General features: G+C 45.0%; 18 protein-coding genes. 9 read left to right on the top strand and 9 right to left on the bottom strand.

What is annotated here, in order from left to right:
- The first annotated feature begins 141 nt into the window (after positions 1–141).
- Entirely contained in the window at positions 142–1,095 is a 954-nt protein-coding gene (locus D328_RS0108245) for an AraC family transcriptional regulator (protein WP_018884511.1), read from the top strand.
- Here the strand turns inward: D328_RS0108245 and D328_RS0108250 are convergent.
- Both D328_RS0108250 and D328_RS0108255 read right to left on the bottom strand, forming a co-directional pair.
- Complete coding sequence (locus D328_RS0108250) at positions 1,079–1,615, bottom strand: GNAT family N-acetyltransferase (RefSeq protein WP_018884512.1); 537 nt, start codon at positions 1,613–1,615, stop codon at positions 1,079–1,081. The two genes, D328_RS0108245 and D328_RS0108250, sit on opposite strands and share 17 nt — an antisense overlap.
- Before the next feature lie 364 nt (positions 1,616–1,979).
- Positions 1,980–2,951, bottom strand: a complete 972-nt coding sequence (locus D328_RS0108255) for an aldo/keto reductase family protein (protein ID WP_018884513.1) — start codon at positions 2,949–2,951, stop codon at positions 1,980–1,982.
- 133 nt (positions 2,952–3,084) lie between these two features.
- Between D328_RS0108255 and D328_RS0108260 the strand changes: the two genes are divergently transcribed.
- A complete protein-coding gene (locus D328_RS0108260; RefSeq protein WP_018884514.1) occupies positions 3,085–3,462 on the top strand; it encodes a MerR family transcriptional regulator in 378 nt (125 codons plus the stop codon).
- A gap of 64 nt (positions 3,463–3,526) precedes the next feature.
- Here D328_RS0108260 and D328_RS0108265 read toward each other — a convergent pair whose 3' ends face one another.
- The gene (locus tag D328_RS0108265; protein ID WP_018884515.1) at positions 3,527–4,363 is read right to left on the bottom strand and encodes an AraC family transcriptional regulator; all 837 of its coding nucleotides are present in this window, start codon (positions 4,361–4,363) and stop codon (positions 3,527–3,529) included.
- Positions 4,364–4,495: 132 nt separating this feature from the next.
- On the opposite strand from D328_RS0108265, the gene D328_RS0108270 reads away from it, so the two are divergent.
- Positions 4,496–5,647, top strand: a complete 1,152-nt coding sequence (locus D328_RS0108270) for a glycoside hydrolase family 88/105 protein (protein ID WP_018884516.1) — start codon at positions 4,496–4,498, stop codon at positions 5,645–5,647.
- 36 nt (positions 5,648–5,683) lie between these two features.
- On the opposite strand, the gene D328_RS28610 is transcribed toward D328_RS0108270, so the two are convergent.
- Together D328_RS28610 and D328_RS0108280 are read right to left on the bottom strand one after the other, a co-directional pair.
- Positions 5,684–6,433 carry a sialate O-acetylesterase gene (locus D328_RS28610; RefSeq protein WP_018884517.1) on the bottom strand — a complete coding sequence of 250 codons (750 nt, stop codon included), beginning with the start codon at positions 6,431–6,433 and terminating at the stop codon, positions 5,684–5,686.
- A gap of 54 nt (positions 6,434–6,487) precedes the next feature.
- Complete coding sequence (locus tag D328_RS0108280; RefSeq protein ID WP_018884518.1) at positions 6,488–7,387, bottom strand: LysR family transcriptional regulator; 900 nt, start codon at positions 7,385–7,387, stop codon at positions 6,488–6,490.
- A 192-nt stretch (positions 7,388–7,579) separates the two neighbouring features.
- Here D328_RS0108280 and D328_RS0108285 point away from each other — a divergent pair, with 192 nt between their 5' ends.
- From D328_RS0108285 to D328_RS30010, 3 genes are all read left to right on the top strand, one after another.
- Positions 7,580–8,662, top strand: coding sequence for an alpha/beta hydrolase (locus D328_RS0108285; RefSeq protein WP_018884519.1), 1,083 nt, complete (start codon positions 7,580–7,582; stop codon positions 8,660–8,662).
- Between the two features lie 121 nt (positions 8,663–8,783).
- The gene (locus D328_RS0108290) at positions 8,784–9,953 is read left to right on the top strand and encodes an MFS transporter (RefSeq protein WP_018884520.1); all 1,170 of its coding nucleotides are present in this window, start codon (positions 8,784–8,786) and stop codon (positions 9,951–9,953) included.
- Positions 9,954–10,015: 62 nt separating this feature from the next.
- The gene (locus tag D328_RS30010; RefSeq protein WP_324608927.1) at positions 10,016–10,411 is read left to right on the top strand and encodes an SDR family NAD(P)-dependent oxidoreductase; all 396 of its coding nucleotides are present in this window, start codon (positions 10,016–10,018) and stop codon (positions 10,409–10,411) included.
- A gap of 137 nt (positions 10,412–10,548) precedes the next feature.
- Here D328_RS30010 and D328_RS0108300 read toward each other — a convergent pair whose 3' ends face one another.
- The 3 genes from D328_RS0108300 to D328_RS0108310 form a co-directional block, all read right to left on the bottom strand.
- A complete protein-coding gene (locus tag D328_RS0108300) occupies positions 10,549–12,399 on the bottom strand; it encodes an ABC transporter ATP-binding protein (RefSeq protein WP_018884522.1) in 1,851 nt (616 codons plus the stop codon).
- Positions 12,392–14,155, bottom strand: coding sequence for an ABC transporter ATP-binding protein (locus D328_RS0108305; protein WP_018884523.1), 1,764 nt, complete (start codon positions 14,153–14,155; stop codon positions 12,392–12,394). The genes D328_RS0108300 and D328_RS0108305 overlap by 8 nt, the downstream gene beginning before the upstream one ends.
- A 78-nt stretch (positions 14,156–14,233) precedes the next feature.
- Positions 14,234–14,641: a MarR family winged helix-turn-helix transcriptional regulator gene (locus D328_RS0108310; RefSeq protein WP_018884524.1), complete on the bottom strand. Its 408-nt coding sequence runs from the start codon at positions 14,639–14,641 to the stop codon at positions 14,234–14,236.
- Positions 14,642–14,844: 203 nt separating this feature from the next.
- On the opposite strand from D328_RS0108310, the gene D328_RS0108315 reads away from it, so the two are divergent.
- A complete protein-coding gene (locus tag D328_RS0108315) occupies positions 14,845–15,570 on the top strand; it encodes a hypothetical protein (protein WP_018884525.1) in 726 nt (241 codons plus the stop codon).
- A 24-nt stretch (positions 15,571–15,594) separates the two neighbouring features.
- Here D328_RS0108315 and D328_RS0108320 read toward each other — a convergent pair whose 3' ends face one another.
- The gene (locus tag D328_RS0108320) at positions 15,595–16,359 is read right to left on the bottom strand and encodes a carbonic anhydrase family protein (RefSeq protein WP_018884526.1); all 765 of its coding nucleotides are present in this window, start codon (positions 16,357–16,359) and stop codon (positions 15,595–15,597) included.
- 270 nt (positions 16,360–16,629) lie between these two features.
- Between D328_RS0108320 and D328_RS0108325 the strand changes: the two genes are divergently transcribed.
- Entirely contained in the window at positions 16,630–17,583 is a 954-nt protein-coding gene (locus tag D328_RS0108325) for a sensor domain-containing diguanylate cyclase (RefSeq protein ID WP_018884527.1), read from the top strand.
- An 18-nt stretch (positions 17,584–17,601) separates the two neighbouring features.
- Positions 17,602–17,943, top strand: a complete 342-nt coding sequence (locus D328_RS0108330) for a winged helix-turn-helix transcriptional regulator (RefSeq protein ID WP_018884528.1) — start codon at positions 17,602–17,604, stop codon at positions 17,941–17,943.
- Positions 17,944–18,035: the final 92 nt, after the last annotated feature.

Consider the following 18,035-nt stretch of genomic DNA (forward strand, 5'->3'; position numbering starts at 1 on the left):
AACTCGTTAAAATAAGCGAATCTAAGCAGATTTGTCTAAAAACTGCGCATTTTCAATCATTTATGATCTATATATATTTGAATGCTATCTGCTCTCTGCTATATAATCTAAAGCATACTTGGCAAGTAAGGAGAAATCGTAATGGGAAGAACAAAAACCGTTATTGAATATCGTCACTACAGCATGCCAATTGATTTTCCGGTATTACTTCTAAGCGGTGAACGCTGGAGAATATCTGATCGCAAAAGCGAGCACCTTCACTTTCACAATCATCTGGAGATCGGGGTATGTCATTCAGATAGTGGATTTATGGATATCGGGGATACCTCTGTGTCCTTCAAGGCAGGTGACGTAACCTGTATGCCACGGTACTTGCCCCATACAACCTATAGCTCACCTCATGAGGCCAGCCGTTGGTCATATCTATTCTTCTCACCAGAGGAGCTGTTCAAGTCTGTATTTGACAGCGCCTCCTCTGCTTCTGTTCCTGCCCTACCCAATGTAAGGCACGACAGCTTGATTTTAAGTAAGGATCGTTACCCGTTAATCTATACTTTGGTTACTTCGGCGGTGGAGGTATTGGAGGAGAAAAGTATTCATTATGAGCAGACAGCCTATGGTCTATTGCTGGCTCTCTATACCGAGCTAATCAGATTATATTCTCAGGGGAATAAGCAGGGGAATGAAGCAGACTCGGACCCGGACTTTCAGCATTCCAAGGGGGCAATGGTTCTGTCGCCTGTGCTGGAGTATATTTCGAATTATTATATGACCCCCATTAGTATCGAGACATTGGCGGGCCTGTGCCATTTGAGCACTACTCATTTTAGACGGAAATTTTCTGAAATTATGGGCGCGTCCCCTCTTGATTTTGTCAACAGTACACGCATTGAAGAAGCCTGTAAGCTCCTCAAGAGCACAGAGCGGTCTATCCTCTCGATCTCGGAGCAGGTAGGCTTCCGATCCATATCCAGCTTCAATCGCTGCTTCTATAAGCTATTAGGCGAATCACCCAAGGCCTGGCGTAAAAAAGCTGCGCATTCCGAGCTTCAGTCCGCCAAAGCCTCGATCCTTGAATTTACAGGCTGGGTCTAGGAACAATGGTGTTGTTGGTCATAGTCCAATCGACTTGCTCCTCTTCGCCCAAATAGAAGCTGTGGACTCCGGTCTGGACAAAGCCCATTCGCTTATAGAATTCAATGGCGTTCAGATTCTTCTCCCACACACCCAGCCAAATCTTAGACTTGTTGTGGGAAGTGGCTGCTTCAATAGCCTTGTTGAATAAATGCTGCCCAAGCCCCTGCTTCTGATACTGGGATCTCAAATAGATTCGTTCGATCTCAAGTGAGTCTTCATCCATTTGTTTGGATTGAGCATCATCTATGTTTAATTTCAGATAACCAGCAGGCTCTTCATTCGTATAGATAACAAAGAATTCCGAACAGGGATTGGACAATTCCTGTTCCAGTTGCCTGGTGCTGAATGCACTGTCCAGATAGGCTCTCATCTGCTCTGGCGAATTCTGTTCCTCGAATGTCTCACGGAAGGTCTCGATGCTTATTTGTCGCAGTAGCTCTACGTCCTCTATGCTGCACTTCTTCAATTCAATACTCATCTTGAGCTCAAGCTCCTCTATACTATAGTTTTGTGATCAGATTTATACCAGATAAATGGGCTAGATCAATGTGAACCGAGTCGCTCTGTAAATCATTTCAATGAAGTAAAGCTACTAGCAGACTGGTAATCACTTGGACGGCATAAATTCAAGGATAATGAACGTTACATTACACCGTATAGCCCTCTGTTATATTATCATAATTATTGTTGCACTTACAACAATATTGACTCTATTCAATTCATGATAAAAAATCCCGTTCTGCTCTCGTTAGAGGCAAAAACGGGATTCTCGATAGATTCTCTGTAGTAATCTGACGTCATCCTGCAAAACGGTAATCGGTTGAGCTCAGACAACGTCTATATTATCTCATGGGTGCGAAATGGCTGATGCTGGATAAAATGTTCTCTGTCTTTGCCAGGATATCAGCAGTCAGTTCCAACTCGATCGCTTTAATGTTCTCTTCAATCTGCTCAGGGCGACTGGAGCCAATAATGGCTGAGCTTACAACAGACTGGCGCAGTACCCATGCCAAGGCAAATTGTGAGAGCGAGCAGCCGACCTCAGCCGCCAATTGTGAAAGCGCAACGGTGCACTCAAGCACATCTTCTCGCAAATAGCTGTTAATGACCCCATTTGTCTGATTATTCGCGGCCCTGCTGCCTGCAGGAATCTGTCCCCCGGGTGTATACTTACCCGTAAGAATTCCCTGAGCAAGTGGCGAGAATACAATCAGCCCCAGCCCATCCTTCTCACATTGCTCAATGATGCTGTCCTTCTCAATGTATCGTTCGAACATGTTGTAAATCGGCTGATTGGAGATTAGCGGACGCATATTCAGTCGGGTGCTGATGCCTGATGCCTCGGCGATTTGCTCTGCTGTCCATTCGCTAACCCCGGCGTACAATATTTTCCCTTGTGTCTGCAGGTCATCAAGCGCTCGCAGTGTCTCATCCATAGGCGTATCGTTGTCAAATCGGTGGCACTGATACAAGTCAATATAATCGGTCCCTAATCGCTTCAAGCTGGCTTCGCATTGCTCCGTAATGTGCTTACGCGATAGGCCCCGCTCATTCGGCCCCTCACCTTGAGGGAAGAATACCTTGGTAGCCAGTACATAACGACTTCTGGGATACGCTCTTAAGGCGTGGCCGACGACCTCCTCTGCCCCAGGATAGGAATTGGACGTATCGAACAGGTTGATACCCAACTCATAGGCTTTCTCAATACAGGCCCGTGCGGCTTGCTCTGAGGTAGCCGATCCATAGGTGAGCCAACTGCCCAGCCCGATTTCGCTTACTTTTAACCCGCTTCTGCCCAGTCTTCTGTACTTCAACACACTCACTCCTTCATTTGATGATATATCTGCCATCCACAATTGGAAGCGCTCTATTGAACAAACCTAGAATAATAGTTAAACTTGGGTTTAAGTCAAGTCCAATTATTGAATTTGTGGGAGGAAGATTGCTGTGGATCTATCCATCAAGGAAGTTGCCGAACGTACTCAATTGCCGCCATCTACCTTGCGCTATTATGACAAGATGGGTCTAATGCCTATGCTGAAGAAGACGGAATACGGTACGCGGAAATATTCGGAGACCGATATTTCCTGGCTGGAATTAGTGTGTTGTCTCAGAGACAGCGGCATGTCCCTGGATGATATCAAAGCATTCATGATGCTCTGCATGCAGGGTTCCTCCACCAGTGAGCAAAGGCGTGAGCTGCTTGAGCAGCATAGAGAGCATATCTTGAAGCAGATGGACCTGCTTCATCGCAGTCTTGCTACGATCGACTATAAGCTTGCCCATTACAATGAGATTGGGATCTTTCACATAGACAGACCGTAATGGGTATAACAATGTTTTTGCTGGCAAACATCTATGAGTGTTATGAGTGACGAGTCCTTGAACACTACCTTCTCTTGCGAAAATATAACGGAGGATGACCCGTCACCAGCCTGAATACTCTTCCGAAATGAGTCACGCTGCCGAAGCCTACCTTCTTGGCGATCAGATTAACCTTTAGCGTGGTCTGCTCCAGCAGCTTCTTGGCTTCCTTTACCCGAACGCTATTCAAGTATTCCACGAACGTGAAGCCGGTTGCTTCCTTAAAAAAGCGGCTCAGATAATATGGACTGATAAAAAAGGTATCCGACAGTGAATCCAATGACATTCGCTGCATGTAATGCTCGTTGATATAGCGGACGACTTCGGACATTCGCTCCAGCATAGGGCTCGACGATTCGACTGGCTCCATGCTGACCTGATTGCTATTACGGCAGCACATAATCAGGAGCTGCAGAGCCAGCGTCTGTGCGTACATCTCAAAGCCGGGGTTTTGATCATGGATTTCTTGTGCTACTCCAAATGCCAGCGCTTCCATAGATGTGCGTAGGTGTGGAGGACTTTTCACAATGATGTATTCCCGCTCAAACAAAGGCTGCAGCACAGCTTGAGGATCATCCATCACTCGGATGAGGCGTTCATGTATGTTTACGACAAGCCGCTCATGATTGGGCATGATGGCCGCGTTGGTGGTCCGGTGCAATGTGTTCGGAGGGATAATGACGATATCCCCTTCATGGATGACCCATGTGCGATCCTTAATGAAGAATTCCCGCTTGCCTGATAATAAAAAGAAGATCTCGTATGTACTGTGAAAATGATTGGCTGGCATATGATGGCTCATCATCTTCCGGTAGGATACGGAGAAGGTCCCCTCCGCATTGTCATAATATAACTCGTTCATGTTGCGTCCTCCTCTCCCTTTTTATTGTACTCCACAGCTTCATTACTGCAAGATATAAGAAGAAATTGCTTATTATCGCATAAACTGTACATATTATTGTGCTACGTTAGGAGCAGAACATAATTAGGAGGAATGAATGCGGTGAACACATCCGAATCCAACCAGACCACAAATGTACAATCAACCTTTACCCCGATCCAATGGGCCGAGAAGGCCTGTGAGGCACTCATGGCCAAATTTGAGCCGGAATTACTTCCGCCAGATCGGTTCCATTATCATCAAGGCGTTTTTTTATCTGGCATGGAAAAATGCTGGAAGATCAACGGCAAGGATGAGTACTACACCTATATCAAACGCTGGGTAGATAGTCAGGTGCAGGAAGATGGCAGCATCAAGCTGTATAAGTCTACCGAATTGGATGATATACAGCCGGGTGTATTGCTGTTTAACCTGTATGAGCAGACCGGTGATGAGCGCTACAAGAAAGCCCTGTTCGAGCTTGTCCCTCTATTGAAATCGTGGAAAACCAATCCGTCTGGAGGCTTCTGGCACAAGGAGCATTATCCAAATCAAATGTGGCTGGATGGTCTATATATGGCTGGACCGATCGCTGTCCAATTCGGTGAAACCTTCGGGGCTAGTGAATATTTTGATCTCATGACCTACCAAGCCCTTCTGATGGCTGAGCATACCAAAGATCCGAATACGGGCTTGCTGTATCACGGCTGGGATGAGACCAAGGCCGCCAAATGGGCTGATCCCGTGACAGGTCTCGCTCCGGAGTTCTGGGGACGCGCGATCGGATGGTATCCTGTTGCCTTGCTTGAAATGTTCGAGCATCTGCCTGAGGATCACAAGGATAAAGCCAAGCTTACAGCCATTCTGCAGGATCTACTTATTAGCCTGACACGATATCAGGATGCTGATTCAGGTCTATGGTATCAGGTCATCGACAAGGGAGACAGACCGGATAATTGGCTCGAAAGCTCCTGTACAGCCCTGTTCGTTCATGCTATCGCCAAAGCAGTTCGTCTGGGCTATCTGGATGCCGAGTACCTGAAGTATGCCTGGAAAGGCTACCAAGGCGTGATTAATACCCTTAACTTCGATGACCAGGGTCATGTCGTGATCGGTCATATCTGCATCGGTACAGGGATTGGCGACTACGCTCACTATATTGCCCGGCCTACGAGCGAGAATGATCTGCATGGAGCAGGCGCCTTCATTCTCATGTGTGCTGAGATGAGCCTTGCTGAGCAGCTTTCGGAGCAGCCTGTGTCTTGATGTTCGGGGGCAGTTGATCATCAGGATCGACTGCCTTCATTTCATTTGCCAGTCAGCCAGATTGATCCCTGCCTGTGTACCGCATTTGTTATAACCGGTCTGAGTGTAATGAAACTCATCGTGCATGAGTCCTTCGCTTGCCATTTGATCGAATGCAGTAGCAATTAGTGTAATCTCTGATGCTTTCTCACAGAACTCTGTCTGTGCTTGAATGATGCTCGTATATCGCATGTGATCATCACGGTGATTCCCGATTCGGATCAGGAAAGTATGCTCGATTCCAATGGCCTGCATCTCACTGAGCAGTGAGGCCAGCCTTGCTTTATAATCCGCCTTGCTTGTGTGCCGATCCCCATCTGTCTCTCCCTGGCACCAGATCATCCAGCGATTTCCAATGCTGTAGCCATTGTCGGTTAACCAGGCTTCGGCTGTCCTGAAGCGCTCAATGGCGTCGGGTAATAATATGCCATCCTTTTGCCACTCGCTGATCTCCGTTCCCCCCTTGGAAGCGGACACACCAACTATGATTCGCCCTGTCCGCTCATGATAAGCCTTAACCAGCGCACTGACCAATGAGCCTGTCTTCATCCCCTCCTCGTTGATTCCACCCGGCTTGTTCTCATTCACGCCAAACGGCTCGACAATGGGATGCAGTACGGTAGGATCACTAATGGCCCGAAACTCATAACCGCCTCCCTCCTCCACTGCTGGAGCCTCCTTACGAGAGCCCCGCCCTGCCATATTACTTTGTCCAGCAAATAGCACCAGATCTATATCTGTCTGCATTCAAGTCCACTCCTTCTAAAATATGTAGGTGCGAGTGCTGAAAAGCCTATATATCTATAAAACATTTGAGAATTTCGCTTGAATTTCTTTTAAAAACAAGTCAGCAGCAGCGGAAAAAACTTGATGTCTTTTCCAGACAATATTTAAACCAGATTCAAGTCTTGGCTCTAGTGGTCTAAAACAAAGGTTACTATCACTAGAGGTATTCACTATTTTATCAAGGACTATTGCATAACCTATGCCTTCATCAACCATAATGGCAGCATTATATGCAAGATTGTATGTAGTCACAATATTTAACTTTTCATAATCTTCACCAAACCAATCCGCAAAATCATTTTTAGAAAATGTCTGTTTCATCACTTGTCGTGAACAGATCACCGGGACATGTAATAAATCCACTGCTTGAATGGTATCTTTGGAGGCAAGAGGACTGTCCTTCCTCATAACAACGCCCCAAACATCCTTGACCGGGATATCGATATAATTATATTTGGATAAATCAGCTGGTTGAATTAAAATACCAAAGTCAAGCAACCCTTTGTCAAGCCGTTCTGTCACATCGTCTTCGTTTCCACTGTAGAGGTGAAACCGGATATTGGGATAATGTAACTGTAGATCCTTGACCACGCCTGAAATCTGTCTGATAGCGTCTGTTTCGCCACCACCTATATACACATCACCTCCTATTGTTTCTTCCATGGAGCTAAATTCTGCCTCTAATTTATCGACCATTTCTACGATTTCTTCTGCTCTCTTTCGCAGTATAATCCCTTCTGCTGTAAGAATGATCCGATGGCTACTCCGAGTAAATAGTTTTTTTCCCAATTCCAGCTCAAGCTCTTTCAGCTGTTTTGACAAGGTTGGCTGAGTTACATGCAAAATAGCAGAGGCAGCAGTCATGCTCCCTTCTCTTGCAACCGTAAGAAAATAACGCAATACTCTAATTTCCATTTCCACTCCTCCTTATGGCATTTAGTATATACATTCATGATATGCCTATCAAGCATATGATGATATGAGATATAACTAATTGGATGTACACCGATTCCAAGCTACAATACAAAACAAAGGAATGCTACTTTAATCCATCACAGTTCAAATTCCTTGTCATTATTCCACATTTGAAAGGAGATCAATTTGAAAATGAATAACAAATCTAATATTACGCGTGTACTTACAGTAGTCGCACTAGGCTTGTTTTTATCTACAACCCATGTTGCATCCACGATTGCTGCTGGCGCTGCACCCACACCGGATATGTCTAATGGAGCAGACAACTTTTACAAAAGTGACAGGGTAATCATGCAGAAGGTTACGTTTGAAAATCAATACAAAATGAAGGTTACAGGGAATCTGTTCATTCCTAAAGTTATGAATCAAAACACTACACATCCCGCGATTATTGTCGGGCATCCTATGGGTGCAGTAAAGGAGCAAAGTTCAAATCTGTATGCCCAAAAGATAGCAGAACGGGGATTCGTTACTTTGTCATTGGATTTATCTTTCTGGGGAGAAAGTGAAGGTGAGCCTCGTAACGCTGTTGCGCCAGATATTTATACAGAGGATTTCAGTGCTGCGGTAGATTTCTTGGGTACCCGGTCATTTGTTGATAGAGACCAGATCGGTGTAATTGGAATATGTGGTAGTGGTAGCTTTGCCCTTAGCGCAGCCAAGATTGACCCACGCCTAAAAGCTATTGCTACAGTCAGTATGTACGACATGGGTGCTGCTAACCGCGACGGGCTTAATAAATCGGTTACGCTTGAACAAAGAATACAAATTCTCGAAGAGGCTGCCGAACAACGCTATGTGGAGTTCACAGGTGGTGAGACTAAATACACTGGTGGCACTGTACATGAGCTGAATGAAAGCACTCCTGATATTCAGCGTGAGTTCTATGACTTCTATCGCACGCCAAGAGGAGATTTCACTACGGAAGGTCAATCACCATTACTAACCACGCATCCGACGCTTACAAGTAACGTGAAATTTATGAATTTCTACCCATTAGTAGGCTTAGAGACAATCTCTAGTCCAATGCTGTTCATCACGGGTGATAACGCTCACTCCAGAGAGTTCAGCGAAGAAGCCTACAGACTGGCCGGTGGGCAAAAAGAGCTTTATATTGTCCCAGGTGCAGGTCATGTGGATCTATACGACCGGGTGGATTTAATCCCTTTTGACAAGCTTGAGTCCTTCTTCAAAGAAAATCTGAAGGAAGAATAAATGTATTGGCTGTAGAGGGCGCTGCTTCCTAATAGTATTCCTTTCATGGGATGAACATTTAAAATAAGTTGCCCCCATAGATTTTTTGGGGGCAACATGTTAAAGAAAGGAACTGTTTTTTGTGGCTAAACGAAATCAATTACTAGTCTTCATATTAACGATAGGAGTATTCGGTATCTTAAATACGGAAATGGGTGTCATTGGAATATTACCTTCCATTTCTGAACATTTTCATGTAAGTGTATCAAAAGCAGGATGGCTGGTGAGTTTTTTTGCCCTTGTCGTTGCAGTATCCGGCCCAACCCTACCGTTATTGTTCTCTGGGATGAATCGAAAGAAGGTAATGTTGCTGGTACTAGGTGTTTTCGTTCTAGGGAATGTCGTATCCATTTTTACTTCTAACTTTACCATCCTACTACTTGCTAGGATCATTCCAGCTTTTTTTCATCCTATTTATTGTTCTTTGGCATTTACAGTTGCCGCTGCCTCCGTAAGTAAAGCAGAAGCTCCAAAAGCTGTTGCTAAAGTATTCATTGGAGTGTCTGCTGGTATGGTTATCGGTGTACCTGTCTCCAGCTATATTGCTAGTGCAGTGTCTTTACAAATGGCGATGGTATTTTTTGCTGTTGTGAATGCTATAGCATTCATTGCTACACTACTATTTGTACCTTCTATGCCAGTTAAGGAAAAACAACCTTATGGAGCTCAATTATCGGTCTTAAAAAAATCAATTACTTGGCTTTCTATTGGGGCTGTCATTTTATTAAACTCAGCTATATTTGGGGTATATAGTTATCTTGCTGATTATCTGAAAACTGTAACAAACATGTCTCCGAATTCAATTAGCTTAACATTATTTATCTACGGTGGAGCTAATATCATAGGAAGTATGCTCGCAGGAAGATTACTTACTAATAATGCAATTAAATCTGTAGTGACTTTTCCATTCGCATTAGGAGCAGTTTACATCCTATTATTCTTCACAGGGCAATTCACTATACCTGTGGCCATCATCACAACCCTTTGGGGTATATTGGGAGGAATAGGAGGTAACATTGCTCAGTATTGGATTATCTCTGCGGCTCCTGAATCTCCTGATTTCGCTAATGGACTATTTTTGACAGCTGCTAACTTAGGAACAACTCTAGGGGCGGCTTTAGGCGGGGTATTTATATCAGTAATGGGTACACAATACGTCGTATTGGTCGGAATTCTATCATTGATACTAAATTTTGTAGCCATTTTACTCAGAAATTATATGTATGGTCCTACAAAACTACACTCAGCATAAGGTATGTTTCTCTTAGAATCTTTAGATACCATTACGCTGAAAAACAAGAAATGGAGCTGAACATGTCTCAAGATAAACAAATAGCGCTGGTAACTGGTGGTAATCGAGGAATTGGATATGAATTGGTCAAAGTTCACCAAGACAGCATCCAGCAAGCAGAGATCACAATAAATAAGAATTTTGGAAGATTAGATGTGTTGATTAATAATGCTGGCGTGTATTTGGATCAGAATGAAAGGTTAGTCGCTATGGACATTTCTATTCTCGAGACAACTATGGCAACCAATTTCTTTGGCGTTTACCATACGATCCGTACCTTTATTCCACTCATGGAAAAACAAGGATATGGAAGAATTATTAATGTCTCCTCAGAATATGGTGCGATGAGTGAAATGTCTTATACAGGAGTAGGAGCAAGCAGCAGAGTCTATTCTGTGCCTAGCGACGATTGGACCTGAAGGCCCTCATGGAGAATTCTTCAGAGATGGTAAGAGAATCGATTGGTAATATGAACCCCCTAGTGAACTGAAAAAGTTCTAGGGGGTTTACGCGTCGAGCTACTAATGTTTTTATTTAAAGGTTAGCTTATATAACTTCAGGATGCTTGCTCAAATTGGCTATTGTACAGATCGGCATAAAATCCGCCCTTCGCCAGCAGCTCCACATGGTTCCCCATTTCAATGATGTCCCCGTCCTTCATGACGAGAATCACATCGGCATTCTTGATCGTAGACAGCCGGTGAGCAATGACAAAGGAAGTCTTGCCTACAGTGAGTTGGTCCATCGCTTGTTGAATCAACAATTCAGTGCGCGTATCGACTGAGCTAGTTGCTTCATCCAGAATAAGCATCGGTGCATCCTCGATCATGGCTCTGGCGATGGTAATCAGCTGCTTCTGTCCAGCTGACAGCGTGGCTTTATCATCCAGTACCGTATCATAGCCTCGTGGTAAAGTCTTAATGAAGCTATGCAGCCCTACTGCTCTAGAAGCGGCTTCGACCTGTTCATTGCTGACGTTCACTTTGGAAAAGATAATGTTATCTCGAATAGTCCCTTCAAATAGCCACGTATCCTGCAGCACCATGCAGAATAATTGATGGATATTGTCGCGTGTTAATTGGCTGATTGGTGTTCCGTCAATGTAGATCTCCCCACCATTCAGCTCATAGAAACGCATGAGTAAGTTCACAAGGGTCGTCTTGCCGGCGCCTGTCGGGCCGACGATGGCAATTTTTTGACCAGCCTCAGCCTTCATGGAGAAGTCCTTGATAATCATTCGGTCTGCGTTATAGCCAAAACGCACATGCTTGAATTCGACGTCTCCTTTGGCGGTATCCAGTCTCAATGTCTTGTCACGCTCATCAGCCAGCTCTTCTTCTCCAAGGAATTCAAAGACGCGTTCACTCGCAGCAGCAGCTGATTGCAGGTTGGTAGCTGCTTGTGCTAGCTGTGACAAAGGCTGAGTGAAAAGACGAATATATACCATGAAGGCTACAATAGTCCCTAGCGTGATTACTTGCTGATTAACCAGCACAGCTCCCACGACACAGACAGCGACATAGCCAAAGTTACCAATGAACATCATGACAGGCATCATGAGCCCGGACATGAATTGGGACTTCCATGCATTCGTATATAAACGACTGTTAATGTCGTGAAAAGCTTCCTTCGCAGCTGGCTCTCCATTGTATACCTTGACTACATTGTGGCCAGTATACGTCTCCTCGATGTGACCATTAATCTGACCCAACTCTGCCTGCTGTGCTACAAAGTATTTCTGTGAATGCTTCATAATCAGGCTCATCAGAGCAAAGCCGAGCAATGTCGCTAAAATGCCAGTCACAGTCATAATCCAGTTCGTGTACAACATCATTACGAGCGCACCCACGAAGGTTGCGAGCGCGCTGACCAGCGTACCCAGACTGTTATTCAGCGTCTGGCCGATCGTATCGACATCGTTCGTTACGCGGCTTAGTACATTACCATGGCTCGTTCCATCGAAATACTTCAAGGGAATGCGATTGATTTTTTGGGACAGCTCTTCTCGCATTTTCTTGCTAATCCGTTGCGCGATGGTAGCGGTAATGAAGCCTTGCACATAGTTAAATATCAGAGCAAGTCCATACAACATAACCAAGACAAGCATAATTTGCTGAACAGCATCGATGTCAACACGGGTAGCTATCCCTTCTTGTATGAGGTTCGTGACATCGCTAAGCTTATCCGGACCAATGACATTAAAGGCTGAGCCGACTAGAGCCAGGACCATAGCAAGTATAATCATAGGAACATAGGCTCTGCTGTAGGCTATGAGCTGACCGATGGCTTTTTTGAAATTATTTACTTTAGCTCCGTTTCCGTTCCCCATCGCAGGCGCTTTTCCTGTGGAGCCATTCTGCTTCATTTTCGTAGGCTGGCTGTCGACGGCATGTTCGTTCTTATCCATGTATGAGTTCCTCCTTCGAAAGCTGCGAATACGCAATCTCCTGATAAGTGCTGCAGCTTGACATCAGCTCTTCGTGAGTGCCGCTCCCTACAACCTCTCCCTGCTCCAATACAATGATGCGATCAGCATCCTTGATCGTACCTATGCGCTGTGCCACAATAAGCGTCGTCGCCCGGCTCGTTTGTTTCTTGAGTGCGGAGCGCAGAATACGGTCCGTCTTGTAATCCAGTGCCGAGAAGGAATCATCAAAGATATATATTTCCGGCTGGCGATAGATCGCGCGTGCAATGGACAGGCGCTGTTTTTGTCCGCCAGACACATTGGCTCCACCTTGCGATATTTTGCCCTCGTAGCTGTCCTCCATTTTCTCCACGAATTCCGTGCCTTGAGCAATAGCAACAGCTGCTTTCACGAGCTCCTCGGAGTCTCCAGCTTTGCCGTTAACTCCATACGATACGTTGGATGCCACGGTACCACTGAATAGTACGGCTTTTTGCGGAACATATCCGATCTTATCATGTAGCGCCTGCTGATCGTAGTTCTTGACGTTCACACCATCGACGAGCACTTCTCCTTCAGAGACATCATAAAAGCGGGGAATCAGATTGATGACACTCGTCTTACCACTTCCCGTTGCACCGATAAAGGCAACCGTCTCACCACGTCTTGCCGTAAAGCTAATATTACGCAAGACAGGCTCCTCCGCATTTGGATATTTGAAGCTAACATTGCGAAATTCCACTTGACCGGTAACATCCGGTGCTCCTGAGGTCTCCTGTCCGTTCACAATGCTGGACTCTGTATCGAGCACCTCCATGATCCGCTTGGCAGATATGGACGCGCGAGGCATCAGGATGAAGATCATGCTCACCATCATAAAAGCCATGACGACCTGCATGGCATAGGATGAGAACACAACCATATTGGAGAACAGTGTAATACGATCAGGCACAGCCGCAGCATTTATCAAAAAAGCACCGATCCAGTATATAGAGACACTCAGACCGGACATGATAAAGGTCATACCCGGGCTGATCATAGCCATTAATCGGCTGGCAAAGAGATTGGTATTCGTTAATTCGACATTGGCCTGCTGGAACTTGTCTTCCTGATACTGATCTGCATTATAAGCACGTACCACCCGCAGTCCGGTCAGATGCTCGCGGGTGACCCTGTTCAGATTATCAGTCAGGCGCTGGATTCTCTGAAAGCTTGGGAGCGCAAATATAACAATGACACTCAGCATAACAATCAGGACAGCTACAGCCGCTCCTGTAGAAGCGGTCCATTGCCAGTTTTTATCTGCAATCTTCACAATGGCCCATACAGCGAGAATCGGAGCCTTGATGATTACCTGAAGGCCCAAAGCAACGACCGTCTGAATCTGGGTAATATCGTTCGTCGAGCGAGTAATCAGGCTTGCCGTCGAGAAATTGTTCATCTCTTCCATGGAGAAGGATAAGGTCTTGTCGAAGACCATTGCACGCAGGCGCATAGCCAATCCTGCCGCTACTCTGGCCGCGAAATAGCCTACGATGATCGAGGCAATCATACTACCCACAGCACAGAACAGCATATAGCTTCCGGGAATGAGTAGCTCGGATATCGGGGTCCCCGCGGTCTGCAGCTTCGTTGTAATCTCGGCCATGTAATCTGGCAGCTTGAGGTCCAGCCAGACCTGTACAACGATGAAGACCAAGCTGCACAGCACAAGCAGCCATTCGTGTTTCTTAAGGTGTTTGAATATCTTCAGCATTCGGTTGCTCTCCTTTGATCTAGTAATCTGTAATGTCTTATGAAGTACAGCTGAATGCTGCAATGTGCACGGGTCTAACTAGCCTTTGGCGACAATAAGCTTGATGAGTCGAATAAATTCCTTGGCATCCTGTTCATCCAGCTTCCGAAGGACATTCTCGGTCCACGCAACTCCTTCATTGTATTTATCAAGCATGAATTGCTTGCCTGTATCTGTAATGAACACAATGACCTTGCGTTTGTCACTGGCATCCGTGCGCCTTACAATCATTTCTTTTTTTTCAAGGCTCTTCAGCGCCGTAGCTATACGGCCTGTACTGACGGACAAAAATTCGCTCAGATAGCCTGAAGTAACGCCATCCTGCTGGCTAAGGGCAATCAGAATCCCCATCTCGCCACGAGAAAAATGTCCTCCTTCTTCCAGTGGTGGTTTTCGTGATTGGACGATGCATTCAAATAATTCCACTGCAGCTGCTCTATAATCCATGGATCAATCAACACCTTCTCTACTAATATCTCATGCTATAAGGTAATAAATCTTATACTATAAGATAATAGAGTTGTGAGACTGGAAAGTCAAATTCGAAAATATGGAACTACTGACACAACATATTTCTTGTGTTCAGTTCTCTGAGCTTAAGGAGTAAAATGGGAGGGAGACGCTACTTAAATGATCAAGGAGATTTCAATATGAAAGCACTCAACAACGCCTATTATATTGCTCTCAGCTTCCATATTCTCAAGCCAGATACTAGAGCTTATTCAGACTATCTACGAGCACAAGCTATTCCGTTCTATAGACTTCATAATGAAAAAAAGATGCTGCAGGATTACAGCATCTACACACATAGGCTCACAGCAGAAAAACACGGTGACTTCCCCTCATGGAATAGCTTGCATCTGATTCAGCTGGACCGGCGCGAATCAGCTGCTAGCCTGATGAATGAACTGAAGCATCTTCAGCCCTTTCCAGATGCTATTCTCGTTCGGCAAGAGCTGCTTGTCAGTACGCCTGGGAGTCATTTTCCCAACTTTCATCCATCCGTCAAGCGTTGGTTCAAGCCCATGCAGGTTGTGGAGCATGTGGATGTACTGGAGGATAAGCTGGATGAATTTCGGCACATCATGGAGCACAGGAATGGGCCAGCGATGAACTATATCATAAGCAACCGCCATTGGTGCAGTAGCTTCCACGCACTAGAGACGGTGGAAATCTGGCAGCACCATGACGATTACCCAACATGGAATCAGCTTCACATTATCGCCTTGTACCCTGACGCACCCCTGTGGTACAAGAGGGATTTTGGTCAAGGCTTGGCTGGAACTGGACTGAGCTTTGAGGATAATATGGATGAGCTGAGGCAGATCAGGACCATGCGTTACAAAACCATCAGTTCGTTATTGAAATCGTATTAGTTCGTTGAATGAACAAGTGCATCCCTATTCATATATGAAAACATTACGTCCCTGCAAGCTTTGTGTATCGCGATTATTATCACTGTAGTATTGACTGAATTCATGGATTTGCTCCTGTGAGATCTCGACCGGATCGGTCAGGACATACCACTCAACATGCTCGGTTAGCGGAGGCGTGGTCAGTGAACCCAGATAATGATAATAGCTTAACTTACTTGGCAATAGCAGGCTCAGATCCAGCTGCTTCACTGTGAGGTCGGTGGCTCCCTCTGCTGTTTCTTTTGCGGCATCGAGAATCTGTTGGAAGCTATGGTTCATTTTCCCTTCAATGAGCATCACACCTATGACCGCCGTACTGCCGTCCTGTGCTGTGTGAACAAAATGTCCTTCTACAGGAAAATGCTGACCGTTGATCGTATGCTCACTTTGCGCGTGAAAATGAACCTGCTTCAGCTCATACGTTCGATCATCAATTTCAGCGCTGCCCTGCAATTCTACCTGGATGCTATGTCCATTATTGACGACGGAACGACCTATATTCTCATAATTGCACTGGATTCCTGCGCCTTGATATGGAACCACATTCTGAGTGAGAATATCTATGGGAGATTGAAGATTACCAGATACGATCTGCCATTCCTTTTGATTCGCATATGAGAAATGATGACTATCGGCTTTTGGCAGTGCCGCCAATTTTGATACATTTTCATTTCCAGTGGTGGAGCATCCGGTTAAGGATAATAGAGCAAATGCTCCTAATCCAAGCATTCCAGAGATGAGCTTATTCACCTGTCTAACACCCTTTCCATAATAATTAAATTAATAAATAGATGCGTGAATGGATGTTCCCTGTCATTCGGAGTATGTAATATTTTGATATACACCCATTATTGAACATTATTTTCACACGCGAAGGTGGATGACTTCTGTGCTGTCGATCACGTTTGGCAGGATCATGTACACCTAAGCTGTTGGGCTTCAGACTATTGCTAATATCCATTTCACCTCATGAAGTCCTGAAACCATGCTTGATAACACTCGATAAGGAGAGAAGCAGCTATGAACACACCCATGCAGGAATTCCCTTTTTATACTCAATTTCAGGAAGTAGCCCAGGATATATTGAACATGGCTAATCAGATTCTTAGAGATAAATTTCTATATATCACTTCGATTGGAGAAGAGAAGCAGGTAATCCTTAAGATTCTGGATAATGACCTAGAGATTGGTATCCACGAAGGGATGAAAATAGAACTGCACGGGACATTATGCAACAGAATTGATTTTACGTGTGACAAACCCTTGTTTTTTGAAGATATTAGTAAGGAATCTTGCCTGAATGAGTTAATGCCTGCCATCCAGGCGGCTAATGTTAACGCTTATTTAGGGGTGCCTATTCTGCTGAGGAATGGAGACATATTCGGGACGTTATGCGCTGTGAACTCGGTAGCTACGGTATTTGACAGTGCAAGTATTCTCTTGTTCCAGAAAATTGCGAAGCTATTCTCTTATTATCTGGATTTGGAGAAGCTTGCCTACAGTGACGCATTGACGGGGATCTACAACCGCCAATTCCTTTTTAAGTACTTTGAGGAGCATGAACCTACTCAGGGCTTAATCTTCTACCTGGATTTGGATGGATTCAAAGCAATTAATGACGTACATGGTCACCATATCGGGGATTTGGTGCTGAAGGAAACGGCTCTGAGACTAGAGAAGCTAATCACCAAGTGGGATGCCTTTGCAGTTCGGCTTGGCGGAGATGAATTCATCTTGCATGTGAATCATTTGGCAGACGTTCAGGACATTACTGCTTTAGCAGAATCCGTTCTTGAACAGCTATCCTCCTGGGATACGTATACGGAGCAATTTCAGCTATCTGCCAGCATTGGAATTGTAGGGTATGACACCAGCAATTACACCAGCTTACCTGTGCTGCTAGAGCATGCAGATACTGCCTTGTATCGAGCAAAGGCTAGTGGAAAAAATGCTTATCATTTTTTTGAGGGTTGATCGAAAGGACGTGTACCTATGAGTATGGCTGAATATATAGGCAAGGTTAAGAATATTGAGGATACACCTTTTGGTTATACAATATCAATTATTGGCGGTAAGTGGAAAATGGTTATTATGTATCTGCTGGCCGAGAACGAGACTGTTCGCTTCAATGACCTGAAGCGGCAAATAGGAGCCATCACTTACCGAACACTTAGTGCCCAATTGAAAGAACTTGAGGCAGATGGACTGGTGAATCGTAAGGAATATCCCCAAGTTCCACCTAAGGTAGAGTACAGTCTCACAGATAAAGCGATGACGCTACTGCCAATACTAGAGAACCTCTGCGAGTGGGGAGTGAAAAATCAACCTCAATAACTTTCATAATGGCTAAAATCCTCTCACAACTGCCATACTAGTTAGCTCAAAAAAGCATCTCCCACACTCATCGGAATAAACCATCACTGTTC

The organism is Paenibacillus massiliensis 2301065 = DSM 16942 (genome assembly GCF_000377505.1).
Classification (GTDB): Bacteria; Bacillota; Bacilli; order Paenibacillales; family Paenibacillaceae; genus Paenibacillus; species Paenibacillus massiliensis.